The sequence below is a fragment of the Kribbella sp. CWNU-51 genome (genome assembly GCF_054073265.1).
The window spans coordinates 57,325-82,077 of the sequence record NZ_JBSXMZ010000044.1 but is presented as its reverse complement, the minus strand read 5'-3'; the positions used below and the strand labels follow the sequence as shown (position 1 = coordinate 82,077).

Genomic DNA, 24,753 nt, shown 5'->3' with positions numbered 1-24,753 from the left:
TGTCGGCTACGCGATCAGGTCGGCGAAGACCACCAGATTGGCCTCGTACTTTTCCGACACGTAGTCGAGCCCACCGCACGTGATCAGTCGCAACCCGGCGTGATCGATGTCGCCGTACACCGCGGCGCTGGGGAAGCGGGCCTTGGGGTACTGCTGGACCCGGCTGACCCGGAAGATCGCGGTCGAGCGATCCTGCCGGGTCACCACGATCGTGTCGCCGGGCTTCAGCCACGCCAGCCGGGCGAAGACGCCGGCCCGGCCGGACCAGCGGACGTGCCCGGCGATAACGGCTGGGCCTCGCTCGCCGGGTGTGGGGGCGCCGGTGAACCAGCCGGCCGGGAATCCGTTCGGCGGCACCTGCAGAGTGCCGTTGCGTTTGAGGCCTAGGCGCATCAGGCCTGAATCCACGCCGATCGCTGGGATCGTCACCCGGATCGGGGAGGACTTCCGCAGTGTGGCCGGCCGCCCGCGGCCCTGGCCGGGGGGTGATGACCGGGACGGTTCGGCGGACGGCTCCGAGCGGAGTGCTGGGCTGTGCTTGCCCAGCGCAGTGGTGCGGCTTGGGGTGCCGACGGCCGGCGTGTTCGGTGTGGGGGTGATCACGGTGGTGGTTGGCGCGGCGGGTTCGCTCGGCGCGCCATCGGCCGACGCCGCACCTTGCTGAGTCCGCCCCGTGCCCGACTCAGTGGTACACCCGGCCACCGTCAAGGCAGTCGCGAGGAGCAGAACCGCCGCGCCGGTCCTCATGGGGTGCCGGCCCCGATCCAACCGAACCATGGGATGGTCGGCGGCTCGACGAGGAAGATCGACAGGCCGGACGCATCGCCTGTTCCGACGGGACCCTCCGGGGTCTTCGTGACCTGCGGCGGCCTAGGCGAAACCGTCGGCACCGGCGGAGAGGTCGGCGGCGTGGTGGTGGGTGGCGTGGTCGGCGGCGTCGTTGGCGGGGTGGTGGGTGGTGTCGTAGGCGGGGTGGTCGGCGGCGTCGTAGGCGGGGTGGTTGGCGGCGTCGTCGGTGGTGTCGTCGGCGGCGTCGTAGGCGGAGTGGTCGGTGGTGTCGTCGGCGGCGTCGTAGGCGGAGTGGTCGGTGGTGTCGTCGGCGGCGTCGTAGGCGGTGTCGTCGGCGGCGTAGTTGGGGGTGTGGTCGGCGGCGTGGTTGGCGGGGTGGGCGTGCAGGACGGTTTGGTCAGGGTGTTGGTGTCCAGGGTCACGGACCCGTTGCGGGCCAGCATCCGGCCGACCGCCGTGGCGCCGGTGTCCATGGTGATGGACGTCAACGCTAGGATCGTTCCGCGGAACTGGGTGGCGGTACCGATGGTCGCCGAACTGCCCACCTGCCAGAACACGTTGCAAGCCTGGGCGCCGTTGGTCAGCACCACGCTGCTGCTGGTCGCGGTGGTGAGGGTCGAGCCCGCCTGGAACACGAAGACCGCGCCCGCGTCGCCCTCGGCGTCCAGCGTCAGTGCGCCGGTCAACCCGATCGACGAGGCCGAGTTGTAGACGCCCTGGGTCAGCGTCTTCCCGCCCAGGTCGTCGGTGATCGGGCTCGGCGGAGACTCCCCGGCGGCGACGTTGTAGGCCGTGACGAGATCGTCCTTCGCCCCCTGGGTCACTTTGTCCCCGGCATGGTTGGTTCCGGTGATCGTCATCGTTCCGGTGCCGGTGATCGCCGGGTTCGGGAAGCTGCCGATGTCCCCGGTCAGCACGGTCGGTCCGGTATTGGTGATTCCCGCCCCGGCCAGGACGACGAAACTCTCGGCGGTGCCGAGCGGCACAGCCACGGCGGCCGCCTGAGCACTGCCTCCGGTGGCGAGCAGACCGCCCGCTGACACGGCAAGCGCCGCCGCGACCGCCAGCGCGCTCAGTCGCAAGCGGCCGCCAGGTGGCGCGTGTGTGGACAAGTTCATGATCGGTTTTCACCCTCAGTCCGTTGATGAACCGCGGCCTGAACCGGTGATCGGCGCGGCTCGTTACGCGAGCAATTCGTGGTGAAGGAGGATCCGCGGTCGCAAGAACGACATCGAGCGATCCGGGACGGGTCCAGGCCCGGTAACAGGACATCGGATACCGCCACGAGCGACAGGACTTTCCTGGGCCTGCCACTCTGATGGCGTGTTCGCACCCCGTTCGATCGGCGGCGACGTTGCAAGATCGTCTCGCACCGATCACAGTTCGTTACAGATAGCTCACGTTAGGTCAATGCCGACGCGCTGTCAACGGCCCCATGGATGCATTCGGCAACTAGTTGAAGTGGTTGCCTCATTCAACTAGTGCACTGACCGATCCCAGCCGGCGTGCCGGTTCGCCGGCAGGTCGCCGCTCTGCACTCAGGCGGGCGGGCGGGTTCAGCGGAGGCCGGTGGGGCGGGTTGTGGCCAGGGTCAGGAGGCGTTCGACGAGGGCTGCGTAGTCGACGCCGGAGGCTGCCCAGAGGCGGGGGAACATGCTGGTGGGCGTGAAGCCGGGCATGGTGTTGATCTCGTTGATGATGACGCGGCCGTCGGCATCCAGGAAGAAGTCGACGCGAGCCAGCCCCTCGGCCTCGATGGCGTCGAAGGCGGTGAGCGCCTTCGCGCGGATGTCGGCGGCGATCTCCTCGGGGAGGTCGGCCGGGACCGAGAGCGCGAGGAACTCCTCGCCCTCGGGGAGGTACTTGGTCTCGAAGTCGTAGAAGTCGTGCCCGCCGCCCGAGACCGCGGCCTCGCCGCAGACGCTGACCTCCGGCTTGCCGCCGTTCAGCCCGCCGAGTACGCCGACCTCGATCTCACGCGGGTCCTTGGCGGACGCCTCGACGAGCACCTTCGGGTCGTGCGAGCGCGCCTCGGCGACCGCGGCGTCGAGCTCGGCCAGGCTGTTCACCTTGCTGATGCCCAGGCTCGAGCCGCCCCGGGCCGGCTTCACGAAGACCGGGTAGCCGAGCGCATCGACGGCTGCCCGGCACGCGGCCGGGTCCTGGGTCCAGTCGCGGTCCCGGATGACGACGTACGGCGTCACCTCGAGGCCGGCGGCCTGGAAGACGACCTTCATGTAGTGCTTGTCCATGCCGACCGCGCTGGCCAGTACGCCGGAGCCGACGTACCGGATGTCGGACATCTCGAGCAGGCCCTGGATGGTGCCGTCCTCGCCCCAGGGGCCGTGCAGCAGCGGGAAGACCACGTCGACCTCACCGAGCGTGCTCGGGACCTGGCCGGCTTCGCTCACGACGAGCTCGCGGTTCGCGCCGAAGAGCACCGGCAGCGCGGCCACGTCGACCTCGGGGAGCTTGCCGTCGGTGATCGACAGCCGCTCCGGGTCGCCGCTTTCCAGGACCCAGTGGCCGCTCGTGCTGATGCCGACCGGGACCACGTCGTACTTGTCCCGGTCGATCGCCTGCAGCACGTTGGCCGCGGTCACGCAGGAGATGGCGTGTTCGCTCGACCGGCCACCGAAGACGACGGCGACACGGGGCTTGCGTTGTTCTTCCCTCGAGTACTCACTCACCGGCTCGACTGTAGCGGCCCAGAGATCAGGAACCGATCGGGGTTCGGTTAAGAGCTGTTCAGATCGCGGTCCGTAGCGGTCACGTCCAGGTGACTGGGAGTGACGTGGCGCCGTACACGAGGGTGTTGTTCTTGTACTGGATCTCGTCGAAGGGTACGGCGAGACGGAGGGTCGGGATGCGGATGTAGAGGCGGGCGAAGACCTCCTGGAGCTCGATCCGGGCGAGTTGCTGACCGAGGCACTGATGTGGGCCGAATCCGAAGGCGAGATGTCCAGCGGCGTCCCGGGTCACCGGTACCCTGCCCGCGGAGGTGGAGATGGGACTGCGCGAGGTGAAGCGGGAACGGACCCGCCGGCTGATCGCGGACAAGGCGTTCGAGCTGTTCACCGACCACGGCTTCGGCCGGACCACGGTGGAGCAGATCGCCGCGGCCGCTGAGGTCGGTCCGAGCACGCTGTACCGGTACTTCCCGACCAAGGAGACCCTCGTCCTGGAGTTCGTCGAGGACTGCCTGGTCGACGCGGTGACGTGGTTCCGCGAGCAGCCCGGGCTGGATCTGCCGGACGGCCTGCAGGCGGTGATCGAGCGGGTACTCGCGCAGCTGGAGCGGAACCCGGATCGGGTTCGCGCCGTGTTCGACCTGGCCGCGCAGACGGCCTCGGTGAGCGCGCATCTGAACGAGCTGATCTGGCGCTTCCGCAACGATCTCGCGGTTGAGCTCGTACGCCGACTGCCCGCGAGCGACCCGCGGGACGCCGAGTTCACTGCCACCCTGGCTGCCGGGATCGCGATGAACATCATCGAGACAGTCGTCCGGACTTGGGTCGAGAACCCCGGCGGTACCAAGGTGAACGAGCTGGCTGGGCGCGCGATGACCCTCCTGCGCGGAGGCGGCATCCCGCTCCCGGCAGCCCCAACGTCCGGCCCCTCTCGGCGGCGCGTCATCGGGGCCCGGGAGAATCCTTCGTATGGCTTCTGATCTCGACCCGTCCACCGTTGTCGTCCATGCCGGCCGGCCCGAGCGGGTGCCGAACGCGCCGGTCGGTGAGTCGCCCGTGTTCAGCTCGACGTACGTCGCGGGCGGGGACCGCGGGTACGGCCGGTTCGGCAACGACTCGTGGTCCGCGCTGGAGGAGACGCTCGGGGAGCTCGAAGGCGGCCGTGGGCTGACGTTCGCATCCGGCATGGCGGCCGTCGCGGCGATCATCGATCTCGTCCCGGTCGGCGGCCGGGTGGTCGCGCCGCAGCACGCGTACTCCGGTGTACTCGCACTGCTCGACCAGCAAGCCGCAGCGGGCCGCCTGCAGGTGGAGCGGGTGAACGTCGCGGACACAGAGGCGGTTGTCCGGGCGGTCGACGGCGCCTTCATGCTGTGGATCGAGTCACCCACGAACCCAGCGATGGAGGTCGCGGACATCCCAGTGACCGCCGCCGCCGGTCACGCGGCCGGGGCAATCGTTGTCGTCGACAACACCTTCGCGACCCCGTTGCTGCAGCAGCCGCTCCAACTGGGCGCGGACATCGTGATGCACTCGGCCACCAAGTTCATCGCCGGTCATTCCGACGTCATCCTCGGCGCGGTCATCACGGCCGACGACGACCTGTGGACCGCGATCGAACTCCGCCGCCGCAGCCTCGGGGCGATCCCCGGTCCGATGGAAGCCTGGCTCGCCCTGCGTGGTCTGCGGACGCTCGCGCTACGACTGGAGCGGGCGCAGTCGAACGCGGCATTCCTGGCCCAGCGTTTGCTCGAACACCCGCTGGTCAGCCGGGTGCGCTACCCGGGTCTGCCCGGAGATCCAGGCCGCAAGCGCGCCGAGGCGCAGATGTCGGGCTTCGGCGCGATCCTGTCGATCGAGCTCGGTGGTGACGCCGAAGCCGCGCAGCGGGTCTGCGAGAGCACGCGGCTTTGGGTGCACGCGACCAGCCTCGGCGGCGTCGAGTCGATGCTGGAACGCCGGCGCCGCTGGCCGATCGAGGTCCCGACAATCCCCGAGGATCTGATCCGCCTGGCCGTCGGGATCGAGCACCCTGCCGACCTGTGGGCCGATCTCGAGCAGGCCCTCAGGAACGGGACTTGAGCACCGGCCCGCCGAGGAACGTCAGGACACACAGCACGACCGGCAGGATGAACGCGATGTTCAGCGGCATCCAGTGCGCGAGTCCGCCGATCAACGCCGGCCCGGCGAGCAGACCGACGTACCCGAGTCCGACGACGCGTGCCATCAGCGCGCCGGCCGCGCGCGGGTCGAGGTTGCCGGCGGCGGTGAAGAGTTGCGGTACGCCGCCGGCCAGGCCGAGACCGAAGAGCGCCCATCCGAACAGCGCGACCGGGACCCACGGGACCACGATCACGATGGTGAGGCCGACGGCGGCCATCGCGGCGCCCCACCGGACGATCGCGGCCGGTCCGACGACCGCGGCGACCCGGTCGGTGAGGAACCGGCCCACGGTCATCGCTACCGCGAAAGCGCCGTACGCGTAGGCGGCCGTGCTGACCGACGTACCGAGGATGTCGCGGAAGTGCAGCGCGGCCCAGTCGTTGGCGACGCCCTCGGACAGCATCAGGCCGAACGCGAGTCCGCCGAGCGCCCAGACCAGCTTGGCGGGTGGCTTGGCCCGCTCCTGCTCTGGCTCGTGCTCTTCCCCGATAGTTGCCTCAAGCAAGAAGGGCCGGGCAGCCAGGGCGACGACGATGCACACCACGCCGGACAGGCCGAGCGTGATCTCGGTCGGTACGCCGGCCCGCAGCGTGGCGGCTCCGATCAGCGCGGCGATGGCGCCACCGATCGACCACATCGCATGGAACGCAGCCATGATCGGACGCGGGTAACCACGCTCGACTACGACGGCCTGAGCGTTCATGCCGACATCGATCGAGCCGTTGCCGAAGCCGATCAGGATGAGGGCGAGGCCGAGCGTCCACCAGTTGTGCGCCAGGCCGGGACCGGCGAGGGCGATGCCGAGCAGTACGCCGGCGGCCGGAACGAGACGGCGTTGACCGAGGCGATCGACGAGCGGACCGGCGACCTGCATGCCGGTGAAGGCGGCGCCGCCGAGCACCAGCAGCAAGAGTCCGAGCGTGCTGTGCGAGATGCCGGTCGCGTGCTCGATGTCGGGGATGTGGACGACCCACATGCCGACCGCGAAGCCGTTCAGGCCGAAGTACAGCCAGGTGGCGACGCGGGCGGCTCGCGGCGGAGCGGTCTGCGAACGCAGCTCGGTGCTGGTCACGGGGCCTCCCGGCCTGGACTGAGGAGCGCAGGGAGCGCAGCGACCGGAGTGACGAGGGAAGGCCGGGAGTCAAAGCCCCGTGACCCGCCGCGCCGGAGGCGTGGCATCAATACAGTCAAGAGGCCACCTCTACGAGGACTCCGCGCTGGGCGAGCATGGTTCGCTGGTCCTCCGGGGCTTCGGGGTCGGTGATGATCACGTCGGGGCGGTGAGCGGGGCACACGTAGGCGAGGGCGGCGCGATCCCACTTGGCGGCGTCCGCGAGCACGATCGAGCGAGTGGCGACCTTGAGCGCCTCCTGCTTGACCTCCGCGTCGCCGAGGTCGAACGCGGTGAGACCGGCGTCCAGGCTGAACGCGCACGGGCTGAGCACAGCCAGGTCGAAGCGCAGCGCCCGCAGGGACGCGACCGTCAGCGGGCCGACCAGGGCCAACTCTCCCTTGCGCGCCTCGCCGCCTGGCATCAGTAACCGGATCCTCGGCGCGTCGGCCAACTCGTGGGCGACATGCAACGAGAGCGGCATGACCGTCAGCGCGCGATCGTGGAGCAGGCGGGCGACTTCGAGCGCCGTCGTACCGCTGTCCAGGACGATCGTCTCGCCGTCGTGGATGTGCGCGACAGCGGCCTTCGCGATCGCCTGCTTCGCCGCCACGGCCGCCTGGGCCCGGAGCGAGTACGGCGGTTCGACACCGGAGGGCATCGCGGACACGGCTCCCCCGTGGACGCGCTTGAGCACGCCCTGCACGGCGAGGAAGTCGAGGTCGCGGCGGACCGTCATGTCCGACGCTTCGGTGGCCTCGACCAGTTCCTGGACCGAAACTCGGTCAACAGCCCGTAGTCGTTCTACGATCACTTGATGCCGTTCCGCGCTTCTCACGCGCAGAAACCTACCATCCGCCTGATCGTTCAAACAGATTGCGTGTTTGCTTGTGACTGATGACACCACACTGGTCCGGCGGTCGCGCTACGCCGTGGCGGCGGTGTTCTGCGTGCACGGCGCGGTGACCGGTTCGTTCGCGACCCGGGTGCCATGGATCCAGGAGCATTCGGGCGCATCCCCGGGCCAGCTCGGGCTGGCGCTCGCCTTCCCGGCTCTCGGCGCGGCGCTGATGATGCCGCTCGCCGCCCGGGTGACCCACCGCTTCGGCACCAGGACCGCCCTCCGCGGCCTGCTCGCCCTGTGGACACTCGCGCTGTTCCTCCCCTCGCTCGCCCCGAACCTGCCGACGCTGTGCGCCGCACTCTTCGTCTACGGCGGTACCTCCGGGATGGCCGATGTCGCGATGAACGCGCTCGGGGTCGAGGTCGAGCACCGGCTGAACAAGTCGATCATGTCCGGGCTGCACGGCATGTGGAGTGCGGGAGCGTTGCTCGGTGCTGCGATCGGGACAGTGGCGGCGCATGCCGGGCTGAGTGCCCAGGTCCACCATGCGGTGATGGCCGTCGTACTCACGCTGGTCGGGACCGTGGTGTGTCAGTTCGTGCTGGACGTGCATCCCGACGCGGACGAGGAGCCGCCGGCGCGGTTCACGTTGCCGCCGAAGTCCGCGCTGCTGATCGGGGCGGTCGGATTCTGTGCGGTGTTCGCCGAGGGGGCGAGTCTGGACTGGTCGGCGGTCTACCTGCGCGACATCCTGGACAGCTCTGCCGGGGTCGCGGCCGGTGCGACGACCGGGTTCGCGCTGACGATGACGATCGCGCGGCTCACCGGTGACGCGGTGGTCGACCGCTTCGGCGCCGTACGGACGGTTCGGTGGAGTGGCGTGATCGCCACGGCCGGCGGCGTACTGGTCGTCGTCGCTCCGAGCGCGATCGTGGCGATGGCCGGGTTCGGGCTGATCGGGATCGGGATCGCGGTCGTCGTACCACTCGCCTTCGCGGCCGCCGCCCGGACCGGTACGAACGCCAGCCAGGCGATCGCGGGTGTCGCGACCATCACCTACGCGTCCGGGCTGGTCGCGCCGTCGATCATCGGCGGCATCGCCCAGGCCAGCAACCTGACCGTCTCGTTCATGGTCGTCACCGTCCTCGCCTCCGCGCTGGCCGTGTTCGCCCCAGTACTGCGCACCAGGCCGCGCGTGCGCACCTAGAGCAATCGATCGAGGACCTCCCCCGCCTCGTCGTAACCGGCGTCGCTGATCCGCTGGAGCTCGAGCAGGTCCTTGGCCGCGGCCGCGCGGCGCGTGAGGTGTTCGCCGGCCCGCTCGTTGCCTTCGTCGAGCAGTTCGTTCAGAGCGTCCACGTCGCCGCGCTCGTCGGCCAGGTCGGCGAGGCGGTCCATCGCCTTCTCGTTGCCCTCGTCGGCGAGCGCGCGCAGGGTGTCCCAGTCAGTCATGAGTCGATCATGCGACATTGCCCTTAGGACAAGGTCAAGAATGGATGCGTGCTCACCATCGGACAGCTGGCCCGGTACGTCGGGGTGTCGACGAAGACCGTCCGCGTCTACCACGCGAAGGGGCTGCTGGCCGAGCCGGAACGGGACTCGTCCGGGTATCGCCGCTACCCCGCACAAGCCGTGGTCGACCTGGTGCGGATCCGGACGCTGGCCGAGGCGGGTGTTCCACTGGCGCGGATCCGCGAGCTCGGGTCGGCGCCGGACGACTTCGGAGCCGCGCTGCAGCAGATCGATGCCGAGCTCACCGATCGCATCCGCGGGCTCCGCGACACCCAGCGCCGGCTCCGGAAGCTCGCCGCCGGCGAGGTCCGCCTGCTGCCGGCCGAGATCGATCACCACCTCGCCGGGCTGACCGACCTGGGCTTCACCGACCGCTGGATCGCGATGGAACGCGACCTCTGGATCGTGGTCTACGCCACCCACCCGGAGGTCGCCGACGCCCTCTTCCACGACCAGGCACAGGCCCTCACCGACGCCGATCTCCTGGATCTCTACCTCGCCTACGACCAGGCGCACGATCTGGATCCGGCCGATCTGTTCCTGACCGACTTGGCCGACCGTATCGTTGCCGCGAGCATCGACCGCTACGGCACCGACCTCCCGGGCCTGTCCACCGACTCGGCCATCCCCCAACTCCTCCAGACCACGGTCAACGCGTCCTCGCCGGCCTGGGAGCAACTGGACTCCCTGATCCGCCACCGGCTGGGCGAGCTGGGAGTGGCCGGCTTGGACTGAAAGTGGACAGCCCCGGCACGGACGCCTCACCAGTGATACGAATTCAAGGTGCTCAATTCGATAGGGACGGAATCAGGTCTGCGGTTTCGGATGGCCGGGCCGGAGGATGCACTCGCCGTGGCCGGGCTGCACGCCGACAGTTGGCAACGGCACTACCGCGGTGCCTACGCGGACGCCTTCCTCGACGGGGAACCCGCCGGATTCCTGGCCGGGAGGTGGACCGAGCGACTGGCGACAGCCTCGCCGCAGGCGCGCACCATCGTCGCGGAGTACGACGGGGAACTCGTCGGGCTCGCTCACACAGTCCTCGACTCGGACCCGACCTGGGGTGCGCTGGTCGACAACCTCCACGTGCGGTCCCCACTCAAGCGACAAGGCATCGGGAGCCGTCTGCTCGCCCTGACCGCGCAGGCCGTCCTGGAGGCGGCTCCGTCGTCAGGTCTCTACCTGTGGGTCCTGGAGCAGAACACGGCCGCCCAGCAGTTCTACGAAGCCTGCGGTGGGTCCCGCGGCGACAGTAGCCACGTGCCGCCGCCGGGAGGCGATCCGGCCAACCTCAACGGGACGCCGTCGTGCTTCCGGTACAGCTGGCCCGACCTGTCCGTTCTCGCGGAGCGTGCGTGACAGCATCGGCCGCGGCTCGAGCGCGGTCGCCGGTCATCACCGCGACCGTGTTCCTCGTCGCTTTGTCGCTGCGCCCGGCGCTCACCGCCGTGGGTCCGGTGCTGCCGCGGATCGGCGTCGACGAGCAACTCGGCGAAGGAGTGCTCGGTCTGCTCGGCACGCTGCCGCTGCTGGCGTTCGCCGCTGCCTCACCCATCGTTCACCGGGTCTCCCGGCGCCATGGCATGGAGCGAGCGATCTTCACCTCGCTCCTGATTCTCGCCGTGAGCTGCGTCGTACGGTCGTACACCGGTCCGGCCGGCCTGTGGATCGGCACGGTCTTGATCGGCGCCTCGATCGCGGTCGGAAACGTCCTGGTTCCGGTCGTCCTCAAACGCGACTACGCCGGACATGTGTCCCGGGCGACGGGGGTCTATACGGCGTTCATCACCGGCGGTGCCGCGCTGGCGTCGATCACCGCGGTGCCGATCGCCGACGCGGTCGACTGGCGGCTCGCTCTCGCGGTCTGGGGTGGACTCGCCGTACTGAGCGCCTTGGTGTGGCTGCCGCGAACACTGTCGCCGGAGCCGCTCCCGCCGCCGGTCGCGGACGACGACGCGCCACTGGTGAGCGTCTGGCGGCAGCCGATGGCCTGGCTTGTCACCGGATTCATGGGTCTGCAGTCGACAAGCTTCTATCTGCTCGTCACCTGGCTGCCCAGCATCGAGATCTCGACCGGTGTCTCGGAGCGAGCCACCGGCGTGCACCTTTTCCTCTTCCAGGGCTTCGGCCTCATCGGCGGCCTGTCCATTCCCCGGCTGATGAGGCATCCGGACAATCAGCGGGCCGGCACGATCACCGCCAGCCTTCCCATTCTGATCGCGCTGCTCGGCCTGCTGCTGGCGCCGGGCCTGTCTGTGGTCTGGGCGATCGTCGCCGGCCTGGGCCAGGGTGCGGCCCTGGTCGCCGCACTCACGCTGATCAGCATCCGCGGCCGCAGTCATCACGAGACCACGCAGTTGTCGGGGATGGCGCAGTCCGTCGGTTATCTGCTCGCCGCCACCGGGCCGGTGCTCGCCGGCTATCTGGCCGAGCAGACCGGCGGCTGGGACTCCACTCTGATCGTGTTCGCCGGGCTGTCCGTCGTACAACTCGTCATCGGCGTCGCCGCCGGTCGTGACACCCGTGCGGCGCGGGTGCCACGACCGTAGGACTCACTTGTCGGTGGCGAAGGCGGCGTCGAAGGCGGCCGCGGGCTTGTCGAAGGCGAGGGCTCGGATGACGTTGACGGCCTCGGCGGCGCCGACCTTGCGCTCCATGCCGGCGTCCTCCCACTCGACCGAGATCGGGCCGTCGTAGCCGATCGAGTTCAGCACGCGGAAGCAGTCCTCCCACTGCACGTCGCCGTGGCCGGTGGAGTAGAAGTCCCAGCCGCGCCGCGGGTCGCCCCACGGCAGGTGCGAGCCCAGCCGGCCGTTGCGGCCGCCGCCGACCCGCATCCGGGTGTCCTTGCAGTCGACGTGGTAGATCCGGTCCTTGAAGTCCCACAGGAACGCGACCGGGTCGATGTCCTGCCAGACCATGTGGCTCGGGTCCCAGTTCAGCCCGAACGCCTCACGGTGACCGATCGCCTCCAGCGTCAGTGTGGTGGTCCAGTAGTCATAGGCGATCTCCGACGGGTGCACCTCGTGCGCGAACCGCACGCCCTCCGCGTCGAACACATCGAGGATCGGGTTCCACCGGTCGGCGAAGTCCTGGTAGCCGGCCTCGATCCGCTCCGCCGGCACCGGCGGGAACATCGCGACGTACTGCCAGATCGACGAGCCGGTGAAGCCGATCACCGTGTTCACGCCCAGCTTCGCCGCCGCCCGCGCGGTGTTCTTCAGGTCCTCGGCGGCCCGCTGCCGAACGCCTTCGGCATCGCCGTCGCCCCAGATCCGGGACGGCACGATCGCCTGGTGCCGGAAGTCGATCGGGTTGTCGCAGACCGCCTGGCCGACCAGGTGGTTGGAGATCGCGAACACCTGCAGGTTGTACTTCTCCAGGATGTCCTTGCGCCCCTGGACGTACGAGTCGTCGTCGACCGCCTGCTGGACGTCGAAGTGGTCACCCGAGCAGGCGATCTCGACCCCGTCGTACCCGGCCGAGGAGGCGAACTCGCAGACCTCCTCGAACGGCAGGTCGGCCCACTGACCGGTGAACAGAGTGATCGGACGAGGCATCTCACTGGCTCCTAAGAGTTGTCGACGGTGATCCAGGCGCTGTCGTCCGCAGCCGAACGCAGTACGGCGTCGACCACGCGGGCGGACCGCGCACCGGCGGCGAAATCGGGCAGGCCGTCCGGGTGGTCGCCCAGGACGGCGGCATAGCTGTCGGCGACGAACGAGTCGAACGCGTCCTGGTACCCCTGCGCGTGCCCGGCCGGCAGCCGGTTCACCCGCGCCGCGGGCGGGCTCAGCGTCTCGGGGTCGCGCGTCAGCAGCTGCGATGCGGTACGACGGCCGACCCACAGGCGATCCGCGTCCTCCTGGTCGAAGCCGAAGCTCGACTCGGTGCCGGAGACCTCCAGATACAGCCGGTTCTTCCGGCCGGCCGCGACCTGGCTGACCACGATCGTGCCGACCACACCGGCCTCGGTGCGGAACTGTGCGGTGGCCAGATCCTCGGAGCGGACCTCGACACCACCGCGCTGACCCCGGACGGTCCGCAGTTGCGCACTGATCGCGGCGATCCGGTCGCCGGTGACGAACTCGGTCAGGTCGCACCAATGGGACCCGATGTCCGCGAACGTCCGCGACGGTCCGCCGGTCGAGTCGTCGACCCGCCAGTTCTGGTCGTCCGCGCCGGCCAGCCAGTCCTGCAGGTACGACCCGTGCAGGCTGGTGATCACACCGGCGTCACCGGCGGCGATCCGGGTGCGCAGCTCGCGGACCATCGGGTGGTAGCGGTAGACGAACGGCACGGCGCCGACCAGCTCGGCCTCGAATGCAGCGATCTGCAGTCCGGTCGCGTCGTGGACCGAGGTCGCCAGCGGCTTCTCGCAGATCACGTGCTTGCCGGCCTCGAGGGCCTTCAGCGTCACCTCGAGGTGGGTGTTGTTCGGCGTACAGACGTGGACCACGTCGATGTCGGCGGCAAGCAGTTCGTCGAGGGTCGCGAAACCGCGCTCGGCGCCGGTGGCTTCCGCTGCTGCCTCAGCCCTCGAAGGTGATGATCCAACGGCACCGACCACCGAGGCGCCTGACACCAACGCGGATCTGCCGTGAACGCGGCCCATGAAGCCGCCACCGACGATCCCGACCCGGAGCTTGCGCGCACTGGTGGACACGTCGAAGGACGCTATGTGACACTTTTGAACCCTGTCAAGCAAAAGTCCACCGGCCCAGGGACGGAAGTGCGGCCATGAGCGATCTCGGTACAGCGGAGACCGATGCCGTACTGCGCTTGCTCCTGGACGGACAACCGCGGACCCGCGCCGAACTCATCGACCTCAGCGGCCTGGCCCGGTCCACAGTGACTGGCCGGATCGAGGCATTGGTCGCGTCGGGTTTCGTCGTACCGTCCGGCGAAGCGGCGTCGACCGGCGGGCGACCGCCGGCGCGATTCCGGTTCAATCCCACCGCGCGGCTGATCCTGGCCGCGGACGTCGGAGCGACGCACGTGTCCGTCGCGCTCACCGATCTGACCGGAGAGATCCTGGACCGCGCGACAACCCGGCTGAACATCGCCGAAGGACCCGAGGTGGTCCTGAGCGAGGTCGCGCGGATGGGACGTGTCCTGTTACGAGCAGCACGGCGATCCGTCACGGACCTTGCCGGTACTGGCGTCGGACTGCCGGGACCAGTCGAGCACAGCACCGGCCGCCCGAACCATCCGCCGATCATGCCTGGCTGGGACTCGTACGACGTCGTCGGCCGGCTGAGCCGGGAACACCTCGGACCGGTCCTGGTCGACAACGACGTGAACATCATGGCGCTCGGCGAGCACGCGACGGAGTACGCCGATGTCGAGCACCTGCTGTTCGTGAAGGTCGCCACCGGCATCGGCGCCGGCGTGATCAGCGGCGGCCGGCTTCATCGCGGAGCCCAGGGCGCGGCCGGGGACATCGGGCACATCCAGGCGCCGGGACACCGCGAGGTCTGCCGCTGCGGGAACACGGGCTGTCTCGAGGCGGTCGCGTCGGCCACGGCCGTCGCCGGGCAACTGCGCGCCGCCGGGCTGGAACCGTCGTCGAGTCAGGACGTGGTCGACCTGGTCCGGGCCGGCAACACGATCGCGACCCGTACGATCCGCCAGGCAGGCCGTGAGATCGGCACCGTGCTCGCCGCGGCCGTCAGCCTGCTGAACCCGTCCGTCATCGTGATCGGCGGCTCACTCTCCCAGGCCGGCGACAGCCTGCTGGCCGGCATCCGCGAAGCGATCTATGCCAGATCGTTGCCTCTGGCCACGACCGACCTACGCGTGGTCACCGCACGCTCCGGCCAGGACGCCGCCCTCCGCGGCGCGGCGACCCTGGTGCTTCAGCACCAACTGACAGCGAGCTGATCCACCAGGCCAAGGATCCGGTCCAGGTACGCACGTCCAACTCGTGCCACAGCGCCTTCATGAGGTCCTCGGCCTCGATCAGCGCCAGCGCACGGGGCTTGAGCAACGTGCCTCCGTCGTACGCCGGATCTCCCACGTATCCCTTGGGATCGACGGCCAGCCACGGTTCGCGTTCACCCCGGAGGATGTTGCGGGGATGGAAGTCGCCGTGCACGAGGAGATCCGGCTGATCCCGGCCCAGCTCGTCGACGACGGCGAGCGCGGCGTCCAGCACCGCGTCCGGCAAGACGCCGGGGAAGTCGGCCGCGCCCTGACGCAGTTCCTCTTCCCAGCTGTCGGCCTGGTCCGCCAACCGTGGCAGCTCGGCCGGCGCCGCAACCGACAACCGGCTACTGAGCCGTCCAGCCATCGCGACGATCTGGTCGCCGTCGCCGACCTCCCACAGCGTTGACGGCTGCGCACGCTCGAGCAGCATCGCGAAGCGCTGGTCGTCGCGCTCGTACAGCAGAACGGCGCCGCGGCCTTCCCAAGCGGTGAAGGCGTCCGGCTCATGCACATTGCCGGGATGCGGAAAGGACACCTTGAGCACCGCGGGCCCTGCAGCCGATCGGACCGGCACGATCACACCGACCTGGCCGTGCATGACCGGACCGTCGGCTACGCAGCCCCACTGCGAAAGCAGGTCTTCGATGATTCCGGGCAGCTCGGCCAGCCAGGCCGCGCCTGCCTCTCCTTCGCGATCGATGGTGGATTGTGCGAAGGCGGCCGGGATCATCCCCAGCGCTCCGACTTGGCGGAGCGGGAGACCAGGCTGAAGAGCATGTCCTTCGGGGTCATCTCACCGGCGACGACCTTGGTGACGTGTTCGGCGATCGGCATCTCGACGTCGTGGTGATGCGCCAGCTCGGAGATGGACGCGCAGGACTTCACGCCTTCGGCGACTTGACGGGTCGCACCGGCGATGTCGGCCACCGTCATGCCCTGCCCGAGCTTCTCGCCGAATGTCCGGTTCCGCGACAGCGGCGACGAACACGTCGCGACCAGATCACCCAAGCCGGCCAGCCCCGAGAACGTGTGCTCGTCCGCACCCAGCGCCGTACCGAGGCGTGCGATCTCCGCCAGCCCGCGGGTGATCACCGACGCCCGCGCGTTGTCGCCGAACCCGAGCCCGACCGCCATCCCGACTGCCAAGGCGATCACGTTCTTGCACGCGCCGCCGAGCTCGCAGCCGATCACGTCGACATTCGTGTACGGGCGGAACGTCGGTGAGTGGCACAGCTTCTGCATCCGGGTCGCGGTCCCCTCGTCGGCACACGCGACCACCGCCGCGGCCGGCTGTCCCTCGGCGATCTCGCGCGCCAGGTTGGGACCCGACACCACCGCGATCCGCTCCGGCCCGGCGCCGGTCAGCTCGGCGATCACCTCGCTCATCCGCTTCGTCGTACCGACCTCGACGCCCTTCATCAGGCTGACCAGGGGTACGGCGTTCGGCAGGACGCCGGCCCAGTCCGTCAGGTTCTCCCGCAACGACTGGCTCGGGACCGCGAGTACGACGGCCTCCGCGCCATCGGCCGCCGCGGCCGGGTCGTGGGTCGCTGTGATCGCGTCCGGAAGGCGAAGGCCGGGCAGGTAATCGGCGTTCTCGTGCTGGGTGTTGATCGCCTCGCAGAGCGACTCACGCCGGCCCCAGACGGACACCTGGTTCCCCGCGTTCGCCAGCACGACGGCGAACGCCGTACCCCAGGATCCCGCCCCGAACACCGCCACCTTCGTCATGCCGTCTCCTCACCATCAACTGGCTTGCGGGTTTTGCGCAGGTCGTAGAGCTGCTTGGGCGGGGTCTCGCCGCGCAGTTCGCCGAGCGTCTCGGCGACCGCGGTCATGATCACCTCGGTTGCCTCGTGCAACAGCTCGTTGGTCAGCGGCCTGCTCTCGAACGCACTCAGGTCGACCGGCTTCCCGGCCCGCACCTGGATGGTCTTGCGCGGCAGCAACCGGACCCTGATCTTGCCGGTGTAGGACTTCAGGACGTCCTGCGCACCCCAGTTGGCGATCGGGATCACCGGGCACCCGGTCTGCAGCGCGATCCGGGCCGCCCCGGTCTTGCCCGTCATCGGCCACATGTCCGGGTCGCGGGTGATCGTGCCCTCCGGATACATGCCGACGCATTCGCCCCGCTCGACCGCGGCGACGGCATCCCGGTACGCGTCGGCCGCCTGTGCCGAGTCCCGGTGCACCGGGATCTGCCCGGCACTGGTGATGATCCGGCCGAGGACCGGCAACCTGAAAACCGACGCCTTGCCGAGGAACCGCGGGATCCGGCGGCACTCCCAGATGTAGAACCCGAGCACGAACGGATCGAAGTGCGAGATGTGGTTGGCCGCGAACACCACGCCACCCGACCGCGGCATGTTCTCCCGGCCGGTGAACTGATGCTTGGTGAACACCAGCATGAACGGCTTGACGATCGCCACCACCAGGCCGAACCAGAAGCCCCGGCGTGGCCGGGGATCGCTGCCTTGGCCGTCCACTGTTGCCTCCTGGTCCTCGTCACTGCCATCCGTCATGGGAGAATCCTGCCTGATGGCAGACCTACAGGTCGCTCCCTGGATCCTGGCGATCCCGGTGAAGCGTACGGCGATCGCGAAGAGCCGGCTCGCGTCCGCCTACCCTCAGCACCGGCCGGAGCTCGCCCGCGCCTTCGCTGTCGACACTACTGCGGCCGCCCTCGCCTCTCCCCTGGTGCGCGCGGTCCTGGTCGTCACCGACGATCCCGTGGTGGCCGCGGACGTCACCGCGGTGGGTGCTCGGGTGGTGCCCGACCTCCCGGCCGCGGGCCTGAACGAAGCCTTGCTGCATGGTGCCACTGTCGCGGCTGCGGAGTTCCCGGGCAACGGAGTCGCCGCCCTCTCGGCGGATCTGCCCGCGTTGCGGCCCGCCGAGCTGACCGCCGTACTGGCCGCCTGCGTGGCGCCGCGGTCGTTCGTGATCGACCAGCCCGGCACCGGTACGACGTTGCTCGCCGCAGCTCCCGGGGTCGCGCTGGATCCGCGCTTCGGTGTCGGTTCCGCACTAGCCCACCAGGCCTCCGGCGCGGTCTCCATCCAGCTGGCCGGGATCGAGTCGGTACGGCGAGATGTCGACACGGCGGCCGATCTGGCGCACGCCGTACAACTCGGTGTCGGTCCGGCCACCGCGGACGTGATGTCGCTGGTGCTGGGCGCGGCGACGGGCACCGAGGGCATCGCCTGCTGAAGTACGGTTGGGACATGCAAGCGACCGTGAGCCGGTACGACGGCGAAACCTTCTCCGGATCCGTGCTGACCGACACCGGGATCGAGCTCCCCTTCACCGTGCATGCCGTCGCCCACACCCCGGTCCGGCATCTGCGCGTCGGCCAGCGGGTCCGGCTGGAAACCACGGGATCCGGCGCCAGTCTGGCCGTCAGCAAGGTCGAGTTCGCCACCGAACTCTAGACCGTTGCCGCAGGCATCCTGAGGGTTTGCCCACACGGCGAAGGCCGGTCGCCCCTGGAATGGGGAGACCGGCCTTCGCTGTAGTGCGGTTACTGCGGTGCTGCAGTGCTTGAAGGTCAGCGAGTAGCTGCGCGCTTCGCCGGTGCCTTCTTGGCGGGGGCCTTCTTGGCCGGCGCCTTCTTGGCAACGGTCTTGGCCGGGGCCTTCTTCGCCGGCGCCTTCTTGGCCGGGGCCTTCTTGGCAACGGTCTTGGCCGGGGCCTTCTTCGCAACCGTCTTGGTCGCCGTCGCCTTCTTGGCGGCGGCGGTCTTGGTCGCCGTGGTCCTGGTCGCCGCGGCCTTGGCCGGAGCGGCCTTGGCCGGAGCGGCCTTCTTCGCCGGGGCGGCCGCCTTGGTCGCGGTCGCGGCCGGCTTCGGCACGACCAGCTTCGGCAGCTTCTTCGCGCCGGAGACAACGGCCTTCAGCTCCGCACCCGCGCGGAACTTCGGAACCACGGTCTTCTTGGCACGCTTGGTCTCACCGGTCCGCGGGTTGCGCACGATGCGCGCGCCACGCTCGATGGCCTCGAAGGCACCGAAACCGGTGATGGCGACCTTGCCGCCCTTCTTGGTCAGCTCGCGCTCCACGGTGTCGATCACCGATTCCAAAGCGTGCTGGGCCTGGCGGCGGTTTCCGTCGAAGTGCACTGCGAGCGCTTCGACCAACTGGCTCTTGTTCACTGCTTCCCTCCGTGAACGTAGGCGTCGAGCACAGCGCTCGATCTCACGTGAACGTTATGGACTCAACACGCCGCGCACAAACACCAACGCGGCAATTCGGCCTTGTTTTAGGCGATTCGTACCACAATTTGGCCCGATCCGCCCCTCCTGAGTCCCCGAATCCCTTCAGAGCAACGATCCGGTCCCCAGCTGTCACCGCCTCAGCGACCCTTACCGCGCAGCATTCGCAGCCCTGACTGGGCCGTGTCGAGGCCGCGGGCCACGGCCGTGTCACCCTTCCGGGCCCGCAACTCCGCAGCCGCTTTGCCCAGCAGCCAGTCCAGCAACGGTACGGCGATCACCAGCACTGCCCACAGGATCAGGCGCCGGCGCAGGAACAACCACATAGCTGTCCACCTCCTTGGCAGACAGCATGTCAGAGCCAGCTGAGTCGTTTGAAGATGAGGTACAGGCCACCGCAGACCATGCCCATCAGGCCGATCGCGAACGGGTAGCCGTACTGCCAGTGCAGTTCGGGCATGTTGTCGAAGTTCATCCCGTAGACGGTGCCGATCAACGTCGGCGCGAACAGGATGGCCGCCCAGGCGGAGATCTTCTTGACCTCTTCGTTCTGCGCGCTGCTGGCGATCGCGAGGCTCTTCATCTCCTCGTTCTGCTGCTGCGCCACCAGGGTCGAGTTCACGGTCAGGATGTCGCGGAGCAGTTCGCGGAAACCGTCGACCTTCTCCACCACCTCGGTCACGTGGTCGGCCACATCGCGCAGTGAACGTTGCAGTTCCTCGTCGACGCCGTACTTCTCGAAACCGCCGCGCAGCGACTCGAGCATGCCGACCAGCGGCCGGGTCGCGCGCTGGAACTCGATCACCTCGCGGGACAGTTCGTAGATGCGCCGCGACACCTTGGGGTCACCGCGGAACACCTCGGTCTCGATCTCGTCGATGTCGTTCTCGAGACCGGCGACCACCGGTGCGTAACCGTCGACCACCTTGTCCATGATCGCGTAGAGCACGGCCTCGGTGCCCCGGCCGAGCAGTTCGGGATCGCGTTCGACCCGGCGCCGTACGGCGGCCAGGTTCGGCGCTTCGGCATGCCGGACAGTCACCACGAAGTCCGGGCCGACGAACACGTGCACCTCGCCGAACTCGACCTCCTCGGTCGCGTCCCGGTAGCGAGCGGCCTTCAGGACGACGAACAACGTGTCGCCGTACCGCTCCAGTTTGGGCCGCTGGTGGGCCTGGATGGCGTCCTCGATGGCCAGCTCGTGCAGGTCGAACTCCATTGCCAGCGACGCGAGCTCACGGCTGTCCGGCCGGTACAGGCCGATCCAGGCCAGGCTCTGCGGAGCCTTGTGCAGGACGCGATAGGTCTCGGCCAGCGATCCCGGGGACGCGACCCGCCGGCCGCCGCAGTAGATCGCACTGTCGACGACGCTGTGCCCCTTGGGCTTCGGGGCCTCGCGTGGCTTCTCGACCGGCTCGACAGCGGGAACAGCATGCTTGCGGGCGGCAGTACGGAGCGACGGGGTGCGGCCGAAGGCGCGCAGAGTGCGCAGGCGCAGGTCGGACATAAGTCCTCCAAGTGCGGTGAAGCGAGTGAGTGAGGGCACGCATCTGCCCGACCCCCACGGCACTCAAGCCGCAACTACCAGAGGATTCTGCCTCTCAAGGTCGAGCGAGATCGGTATGTCTGGAGGGCTCGCTGGTCACCAGCGCCTCACCTCCTTGATCTCGCAAACCTTGTTCTGACAACCACGCAAGGGTAACACCAGAGTTATCGCCTCCGATGTTCTTTCCGTTACACAAGGGTTTCGCCCACCCCCGAGGCGGGGATGGGCGAAAGCCGCGCGGTGACCCTAGGTGGGCGCTAGGCCCTGGCGGGCAGGGTCGCGGGTTTGAACGCGGGCCGGGTCGCTTCGTAGGCGGCGATATCGGCCTCGTGCGACAGGGTGATGCCGACGTCGTCGAGACCGTTCAGCAGCCGGTAGCGGGTGTAGTCGTCGATGTCGAACGGCGCCGAGACGTCACCGGCCGAGATCGTCTTGTTCTCCAGGTCGACCGTCACCTTGGTGCCCGGGTCGGCCTCGATCGTGGCCCACAACTTCTCGACTACGTCCTGCTCCACCAGAGCCGCGAGCAGCCCGGCCTTGCCCGAGTTGCCGCGGAAGATGTCGCCGAACCGCGACGACACGACCACGCGGAACCCGTAGTCGAGCAAGGCCCAGACCGCGTGCTCCCGGGACGATCCGGTGCCGAAGTCCGGTCCGGCCACGAGCACCGAGACGCCGTCGTACTCAGGCTGGTTGAGGACGAAGGAAGGATCGTTGCGCCAGGCCGCGAACAGTCCGTCCTCGAAGCCGGTCCGGGTGACCCGCTTCAGATACACGGCCGGGATGATCTGGTCGGTGTCGACGTTGCTCCGGCGCAGCGGGGCCGCCGTACCGATGTGCTGGGTGAAGGCTTCCATGATTCTGCTGCTCCTCAGACGTTCTCGGGTACGGCGACGTCGACCGGCGGAAGGTCCGCCGGGGCGGCGAGGGTCCCGGTGACCGCGGTCGCGGCGGCGACCAGCGGCGAGACCAGATGCGTCCGGCCGCCCTTGCCCTGACGGCCTTCGAAGTTCCGGTTCGAGGTGGACGCGCTGCGCTCACCCGGGGCCAACTGGTCCGGGTTCATGCCCAGGCACATCGAGCACCCGGCGCCGCGCCATTCGGCGCCGGCGTCCTTGAAGATCGTGTCCAGGCCCTCGGCCTCGGCCTGCAACCGGACCCGGCCCGAACCCGGGACCACGAGCATCCGGGTGCCCTCGGCAACCTTCCGGCCGGCCAGCACTCCCGCGGCGGCGCGCAGGTCCTCGATCCGGCCGTTGGTGCAGGAGCCCAGGAACACTGTGTCCACGTGGATCTCGCGCATCGGCGTACCGGCGGTGAGGCCCATGTACTCCAGCGCCCGCTCGGCGGCGACCTTGTCGTTCTCGTTGTCGAAGTCGTCCGGCGACGGGACGCTCTCCGACAGCGGGATGCCCTGGCCGGGGTTGGTGCCCCAGGTGACGAACGGCGCGATGTCCTCGGCGCGCAGGACGACCTCGCGATCGAAGGTCGCGTCCGCGTCGGTGGCCAGGCTCTTCCAGTACTCGACGGCCGCCTCCCAGTCGACGCCCTGCGGCGCGTGCGGCTTGTCCTGCAGGTAGTCGAACGTCGTCTCGTCCGGCGCGATCATGCCGGCCTTGGCGCCCCACTCGATCGACATGTTGCAGATCGTCATCCGGGCTTCCATGCTCAACGCGCGGATCGCCTCGCCGCGGTACTCGACGATGTAGCCCTGGCCGCCGCCGGTGCCGACCTGCGCGATCAACGCCAGCACCAGGTCCTTCGCGGACACGCCGTCCGGCAGTACGCCGTCGACGGTCACGGCCATCGTCTTCGGCCGGGCCTGCATCAGCGTCTGGGTGGCCAGCACGTGCTCGACCTCGCTGGTGCCGATGCCGAAGGCAATCGCTCCGAACGCGCCGTGGGTGGAGGTGTGGCTGTCACCGCAGACCACGGTCATGCCGGGCTGGGTCAGGCCGAGCTGCGGGCCGATCACGTGCACGACGCCCTGGTCCGGGTCGCCGAGGGTGTGGATCCGGATGCCGAACTCCTCGGCGTTCTTCCGCAGGGTGTCGACCTGCGTGCGCGAGACCGGGTCCGCGATCGGCTTGTCCACGTCGTACGTCGGGACGTTGTGGTCCTCGGTGGCGATGGTCAGGTCGGGCCGGCGGACCGGGCGGCCGGCCAGCCGGAGGCCGTCGAACGCCTGCGGGCTGGTCACCTCGTGGACCAGGTGGAGGTCGATGTAGAGGAGGTCGGGTTCTCCGTCGGCATGGCGCACGACGTGCGCATCCCAGACCTTTTCCGACAACGTCCTACCCATCAGACTTCTCCTTTGAGGTATGTGTGGGGTGCTATCGCTCACAGTGCTCTGCACGAGGGCGGATTAGCGACTTGCGTTCCACGATTCGAGACGGCAATATCGTCCCATGGACAACTCTAGCGGAGTCGGCGTTCTCGACAAAGCAGCCCTCGTTCTGTCCGCGCTCGAGTCCGGGCCGGCGACCCTGGCCGGTCTGGTGGCGGCCACGGGTCTGGCTCGGCCGACCGCGCACCGGCTGGCGGTGGCACTGGAGCACCACCGTCTGGTCGGCCGCGACATGCAGGGACGGTTCGTGCTCGGCCCGCGACTCAGCGAGTTGGCCTCGGCCGCCGGTGAGGACCGGCTGCTCGCGACGGCCGGCCCGGTGCTGGCCCGGCTGCGCGACATCACCGGTGAGTCGGCACAGCTGTTCCGCCGCCAGGGTGAGTACCGGGTGTGCGTCGCCGCCGCCGAGCGTCCGTCCGGCCTGCGCGACACCGTCCCGGTCGGCAGCCAGCTGACCATGGCCGCCGGTTCGGCGGCGCAAATACTGCTCGCCTGGGAGGACCCGGAGCGGATGCACCGCGGCCTTCACAACGCGACCTTCAACGCCGCCGCATTGGCCGGCGTACGGCGTCGCGGCTGGGCCCACTCGGTCGGCGAACGGGAGCAGGGCGTCGCGTCCGTCTCGGCCCCGGTCCGCTCGCCTTCGGGCAAGGTCATCGCCGCGGTGTCCGTGTCGGGCCCGATCGAACGCCTCTCCCGCCAGCCCGGCCGCATGCACGCTCCTGCCGTGATGGCCGCCGCCGAGCGTCTCTCGGAGGCACTGCGCCGCGCCTCTGAGTAGTTGCACCCTGATCGCCGTCGGCCTCTCGGTCCGCCGCGAGATCTCCAGCCCGGCCCACACGAGTCCATCACCGGCCTAGAAAACCAGTCCGGGGTCCGGCCTGGACGGCGGGCCTACAGTGAGTGCTGTGGCGTTGCGAGTTGTCTTTGCGGATGACAACTTCCTCGTGCGCGAAGGCATCTCCGCGCTGCTCGCCGAGACCGAGGACGTCGAGCTCGTCGACGTGGTCACCGATCCGGCCGCACTGCTGGAGTCCGTGGCCCGGCACCGGCCGGACGCCGTCCTGACCGACATCCGGATGCCTCCGACCTTCACGACCGAGGGCATCGACGCGGCCAAGCGGATCCGCGCCGACCACCCGTCGATCGGGGTCGTCGTGCTGTCGCAGTACGTCGAGGAGGACTACGCGTTCGACCTGCTGTCCGACGGCGTCGCCGGCCTGGGGTACCTGCTGAAGGAACGGGTGTCGCAGCGCGACGAGCTGCTGCGAGCCCTGTACGACGTTGCGCGCGGCGGCTCCGTCCTCGATGCCCGGGTGGTCGAGGGTCTGCTTGCGCGCAAGGCGCGGGATGCGCGGTCACCGTTGCCCGGCCTGACCGAGCGGGAGCGCGAGGTGCTCCAGGAACTCGCCGCCGGCCGCAGCAACGAGGCGACGGCCAAGGCCCTCTTCATGAGCACCCGGGCCGTCGAGAAACACATCAGCTCGCTGTTCCAGAAACTGGGCCTGGCCGACGAGTCCGACGTCAACCGGCGCGTGATGGCCGTCCTCGCCTACCTCGAGGCGACCGGTGGACAGTCCGGCCGCTGACGTCCGCGGGGGTCAGCCGAACCA

The 24,753-nt window shown here is 69.2% G+C and carries 28 protein-coding genes; 11 read left to right on the top strand and 17 right to left on the bottom strand.

Features of this window, described 5'->3' with window-relative positions; genetic code table 11:
- Nucleotides 1–6: 6 nt before the first annotated feature.
- The 4 genes from ACXC9Q_RS34665 to ACXC9Q_RS34650 form a co-directional block, all read right to left on the bottom strand.
- Entirely contained in the window at nt 7–603 is a 597-nt protein-coding gene (locus ACXC9Q_RS34665) for a class F sortase (protein ID WP_457060869.1), read from the bottom strand.
- Between the two features lie 140 nt (nt 604–743).
- Nucleotides 744–1,907, bottom strand: coding sequence for an ice-binding family protein (locus tag ACXC9Q_RS34660; protein ID WP_457060868.1), 1,164 nt, complete (start codon nt 1,905–1,907; stop codon nt 744–746).
- Between the two features lie 438 nt (nt 1,908–2,345).
- On the bottom strand, nt 2,346–3,479 hold the full coding sequence (locus ACXC9Q_RS34655) for a D-alanine--D-alanine ligase family protein (RefSeq protein WP_457060867.1): 1,134 nt from the start codon (nt 3,477–3,479) through the stop codon (nt 2,346–2,348).
- 79 nt (nt 3,480–3,558) lie between these two features.
- Nucleotides 3,559–3,771 carry a cytochrome P450 gene (locus ACXC9Q_RS34650; RefSeq protein ID WP_457060866.1) on the bottom strand — a complete coding sequence of 71 codons (213 nt, stop codon included), beginning with the start codon at nt 3,769–3,771 and terminating at the stop codon, nt 3,559–3,561.
- A 25-nt stretch (nt 3,772–3,796) separates the two neighbouring features.
- Here ACXC9Q_RS34650 and ACXC9Q_RS34645 point away from each other — a divergent pair, with 25 nt between their 5' ends.
- Both ACXC9Q_RS34645 and ACXC9Q_RS34640 read left to right on the top strand, forming a co-directional pair.
- On the top strand, nt 3,797–4,459 hold the full coding sequence (locus ACXC9Q_RS34645; RefSeq protein WP_457060865.1) for a TetR/AcrR family transcriptional regulator: 663 nt from the start codon (nt 3,797–3,799) through the stop codon (nt 4,457–4,459).
- Nucleotides 4,449–5,561, top strand: a complete 1,113-nt coding sequence (locus tag ACXC9Q_RS34640) for a trans-sulfuration enzyme family protein (RefSeq protein WP_457060864.1) — start codon at nt 4,449–4,451, stop codon at nt 5,559–5,561. The genes ACXC9Q_RS34645 and ACXC9Q_RS34640 overlap by 11 nt, the downstream gene beginning before the upstream one ends.
- Here ACXC9Q_RS34640 and ACXC9Q_RS34635 read toward each other — a convergent pair.
- Nucleotides 5,545–6,714: an MFS transporter gene (locus tag ACXC9Q_RS34635; protein ID WP_457060863.1), complete on the bottom strand. Its 1,170-nt coding sequence runs from the start codon at nt 6,712–6,714 to the stop codon at nt 5,545–5,547. The two genes, ACXC9Q_RS34640 and ACXC9Q_RS34635, sit on opposite strands and share 17 nt — an antisense overlap.
- A 115-nt stretch (nt 6,715–6,829) precedes the next feature.
- Nucleotides 6,830–7,567 (bottom strand): DeoR/GlpR family DNA-binding transcription regulator, encoded by a 738-nt coding sequence (locus tag ACXC9Q_RS34630; protein ID WP_457060862.1) that lies wholly within the window; start codon nt 7,565–7,567, stop codon nt 6,830–6,832.
- A gap of 76 nt (nt 7,568–7,643) precedes the next feature.
- On the opposite strand from ACXC9Q_RS34630, the gene ACXC9Q_RS34625 reads away from it, so the two are divergent.
- Complete coding sequence (locus tag ACXC9Q_RS34625) at nt 7,644–8,804, top strand: MFS transporter (RefSeq protein WP_457060861.1); 1,161 nt, start codon at nt 7,644–7,646, stop codon at nt 8,802–8,804.
- Here ACXC9Q_RS34625 and ACXC9Q_RS34620 read toward each other — a convergent pair.
- Nucleotides 8,801–9,049, bottom strand: coding sequence for a hypothetical protein (locus ACXC9Q_RS34620; RefSeq protein ID WP_329479698.1), 249 nt, complete (start codon nt 9,047–9,049; stop codon nt 8,801–8,803). The two genes, ACXC9Q_RS34625 and ACXC9Q_RS34620, sit on opposite strands and share 4 nt — an antisense overlap.
- A 48-nt stretch (nt 9,050–9,097) precedes the next feature.
- On the opposite strand from ACXC9Q_RS34620, the gene ACXC9Q_RS34615 reads away from it, so the two are divergent.
- The 3 genes from ACXC9Q_RS34615 to ACXC9Q_RS34605 all read left to right on the top strand — a co-directional run bounded on the left by ACXC9Q_RS34615 (nt 9,098) and on the right by ACXC9Q_RS34605 (nt 11,658).
- The gene (locus ACXC9Q_RS34615) at nt 9,098–9,844 is read left to right on the top strand and encodes a MerR family transcriptional regulator (protein WP_457060860.1); all 747 of its coding nucleotides are present in this window, start codon (nt 9,098–9,100) and stop codon (nt 9,842–9,844) included.
- Nucleotides 9,845–9,934: 90 nt separating this feature from the next.
- A complete protein-coding gene (locus ACXC9Q_RS34610) occupies nt 9,935–10,468 on the top strand; it encodes an N-acetyltransferase family protein (protein ID WP_457060859.1) in 534 nt (177 codons plus the stop codon).
- Nucleotides 10,465–11,658 (top strand): MFS transporter, encoded by a 1,194-nt coding sequence (locus ACXC9Q_RS34605; protein ID WP_457060858.1) that lies wholly within the window; start codon nt 10,465–10,467, stop codon nt 11,656–11,658. Before ACXC9Q_RS34610 ends, ACXC9Q_RS34605 begins: the two co-directional genes overlap by 4 nt.
- 3 nt (nt 11,659–11,661) lie before the next feature.
- Here ACXC9Q_RS34605 and ACXC9Q_RS34600 read toward each other — a convergent pair whose 3' ends face one another.
- Nucleotides 11,662–12,669, bottom strand: coding sequence for a sugar phosphate isomerase/epimerase family protein (locus tag ACXC9Q_RS34600; protein WP_328519374.1), 1,008 nt, complete (start codon nt 12,667–12,669; stop codon nt 11,662–11,664).
- 11 nt (nt 12,670–12,680) lie between these two features.
- Nucleotides 12,681–13,775 (bottom strand): Gfo/Idh/MocA family protein, encoded by a 1,095-nt coding sequence (locus ACXC9Q_RS34595; RefSeq protein ID WP_457060857.1) that lies wholly within the window; start codon nt 13,773–13,775, stop codon nt 12,681–12,683.
- A gap of 74 nt (nt 13,776–13,849) precedes the next feature.
- On the opposite strand from ACXC9Q_RS34595, the gene ACXC9Q_RS34590 reads away from it, so the two are divergent.
- Nucleotides 13,850–14,992, top strand: a complete 1,143-nt coding sequence (locus ACXC9Q_RS34590) for an ROK family protein (RefSeq protein WP_457060856.1) — start codon at nt 13,850–13,852, stop codon at nt 14,990–14,992.
- Here ACXC9Q_RS34590 and ACXC9Q_RS34585 read toward each other — a convergent pair.
- The 3 genes from ACXC9Q_RS34585 to ACXC9Q_RS34575 are packed head-to-tail and all read right to left on the bottom strand — an operon-like array spanning nt 14,913 to nt 17,559.
- Complete coding sequence (locus ACXC9Q_RS34585; RefSeq protein ID WP_457060855.1) at nt 14,913–15,767, bottom strand: aminoglycoside phosphotransferase family protein; 855 nt, start codon at nt 15,765–15,767, stop codon at nt 14,913–14,915. The genes ACXC9Q_RS34590 and ACXC9Q_RS34585 overlap by 80 nt on opposite strands.
- A complete protein-coding gene (locus ACXC9Q_RS34580) occupies nt 15,764–16,768 on the bottom strand; it encodes an NAD(P)H-dependent glycerol-3-phosphate dehydrogenase (protein WP_457060854.1) in 1,005 nt (334 codons plus the stop codon). The genes ACXC9Q_RS34585 and ACXC9Q_RS34580 overlap by 4 nt, the downstream gene beginning before the upstream one ends.
- Entirely contained in the window at nt 16,765–17,559 is a 795-nt protein-coding gene (locus tag ACXC9Q_RS34575; RefSeq protein ID WP_457060853.1) for a lysophospholipid acyltransferase family protein, read from the bottom strand. The genes ACXC9Q_RS34580 and ACXC9Q_RS34575 overlap by 4 nt, the downstream gene beginning before the upstream one ends.
- Nucleotides 17,560–17,575: 16 nt before the next feature.
- On the opposite strand from ACXC9Q_RS34575, the gene cofC reads away from it, so the two are divergent.
- Complete coding sequence (cofC, locus tag ACXC9Q_RS34570) at nt 17,576–18,247, top strand: 2-phospho-L-lactate guanylyltransferase (protein WP_457060852.1); 672 nt, start codon at nt 17,576–17,578, stop codon at nt 18,245–18,247.
- 14 nt (nt 18,248–18,261) lie between these two features.
- Nucleotides 18,262–18,468, top strand: coding sequence for a hypothetical protein (locus tag ACXC9Q_RS34565; RefSeq protein ID WP_457060851.1), 207 nt, complete (start codon nt 18,262–18,264; stop codon nt 18,466–18,468).
- Between the two features lie 116 nt (nt 18,469–18,584).
- Here the strand turns inward: ACXC9Q_RS34565 and ACXC9Q_RS34560 are convergent, their stop codons facing one another.
- The 5 genes from ACXC9Q_RS34560 to leuC all read right to left on the bottom strand — a co-directional run bounded on the left by ACXC9Q_RS34560 (nt 18,585) and on the right by leuC (nt 23,095).
- Complete coding sequence (locus ACXC9Q_RS34560) at nt 18,585–19,187, bottom strand: HU family DNA-binding protein (RefSeq protein ID WP_457060850.1); 603 nt, start codon at nt 19,185–19,187, stop codon at nt 18,585–18,587.
- Between the two features lie 200 nt (nt 19,188–19,387).
- Nucleotides 19,388–19,573, bottom strand: coding sequence for a hypothetical protein (locus ACXC9Q_RS34555; protein WP_457060849.1), 186 nt, complete (start codon nt 19,571–19,573; stop codon nt 19,388–19,390).
- Between the two features lie 29 nt (nt 19,574–19,602).
- A complete protein-coding gene (gene corA / locus ACXC9Q_RS34550; protein WP_457060848.1) occupies nt 19,603–20,754 on the bottom strand; it encodes a magnesium/cobalt transporter CorA in 1,152 nt (383 codons plus the stop codon).
- 296 nt (nt 20,755–21,050) lie between these two features.
- Complete coding sequence (gene leuD, locus ACXC9Q_RS34545; protein WP_457060847.1) at nt 21,051–21,650, bottom strand: 3-isopropylmalate dehydratase small subunit; 600 nt, start codon at nt 21,648–21,650, stop codon at nt 21,051–21,053.
- 14 nt (nt 21,651–21,664) lie between these two features.
- Complete coding sequence (gene leuC, locus ACXC9Q_RS34540; RefSeq protein WP_457060846.1) at nt 21,665–23,095, bottom strand: 3-isopropylmalate dehydratase large subunit; 1,431 nt, start codon at nt 23,093–23,095, stop codon at nt 21,665–21,667.
- A gap of 106 nt (nt 23,096–23,201) precedes the next feature.
- Here leuC and ACXC9Q_RS34535 point away from each other — a divergent pair, with 106 nt between their 5' ends.
- Together ACXC9Q_RS34535 and ACXC9Q_RS34530 are read left to right on the top strand one after the other, a co-directional pair.
- Nucleotides 23,202–23,921: an IclR family transcriptional regulator gene (locus ACXC9Q_RS34535; protein WP_012922430.1), complete on the top strand. Its 720-nt coding sequence runs from the start codon at nt 23,202–23,204 to the stop codon at nt 23,919–23,921.
- Between the two features lie 127 nt (nt 23,922–24,048).
- On the top strand, nt 24,049–24,729 hold the full coding sequence (locus ACXC9Q_RS34530; RefSeq protein WP_457060845.1) for a response regulator transcription factor: 681 nt from the start codon (nt 24,049–24,051) through the stop codon (nt 24,727–24,729).
- Nucleotides 24,730–24,753: the final 24 nt, after the last annotated feature.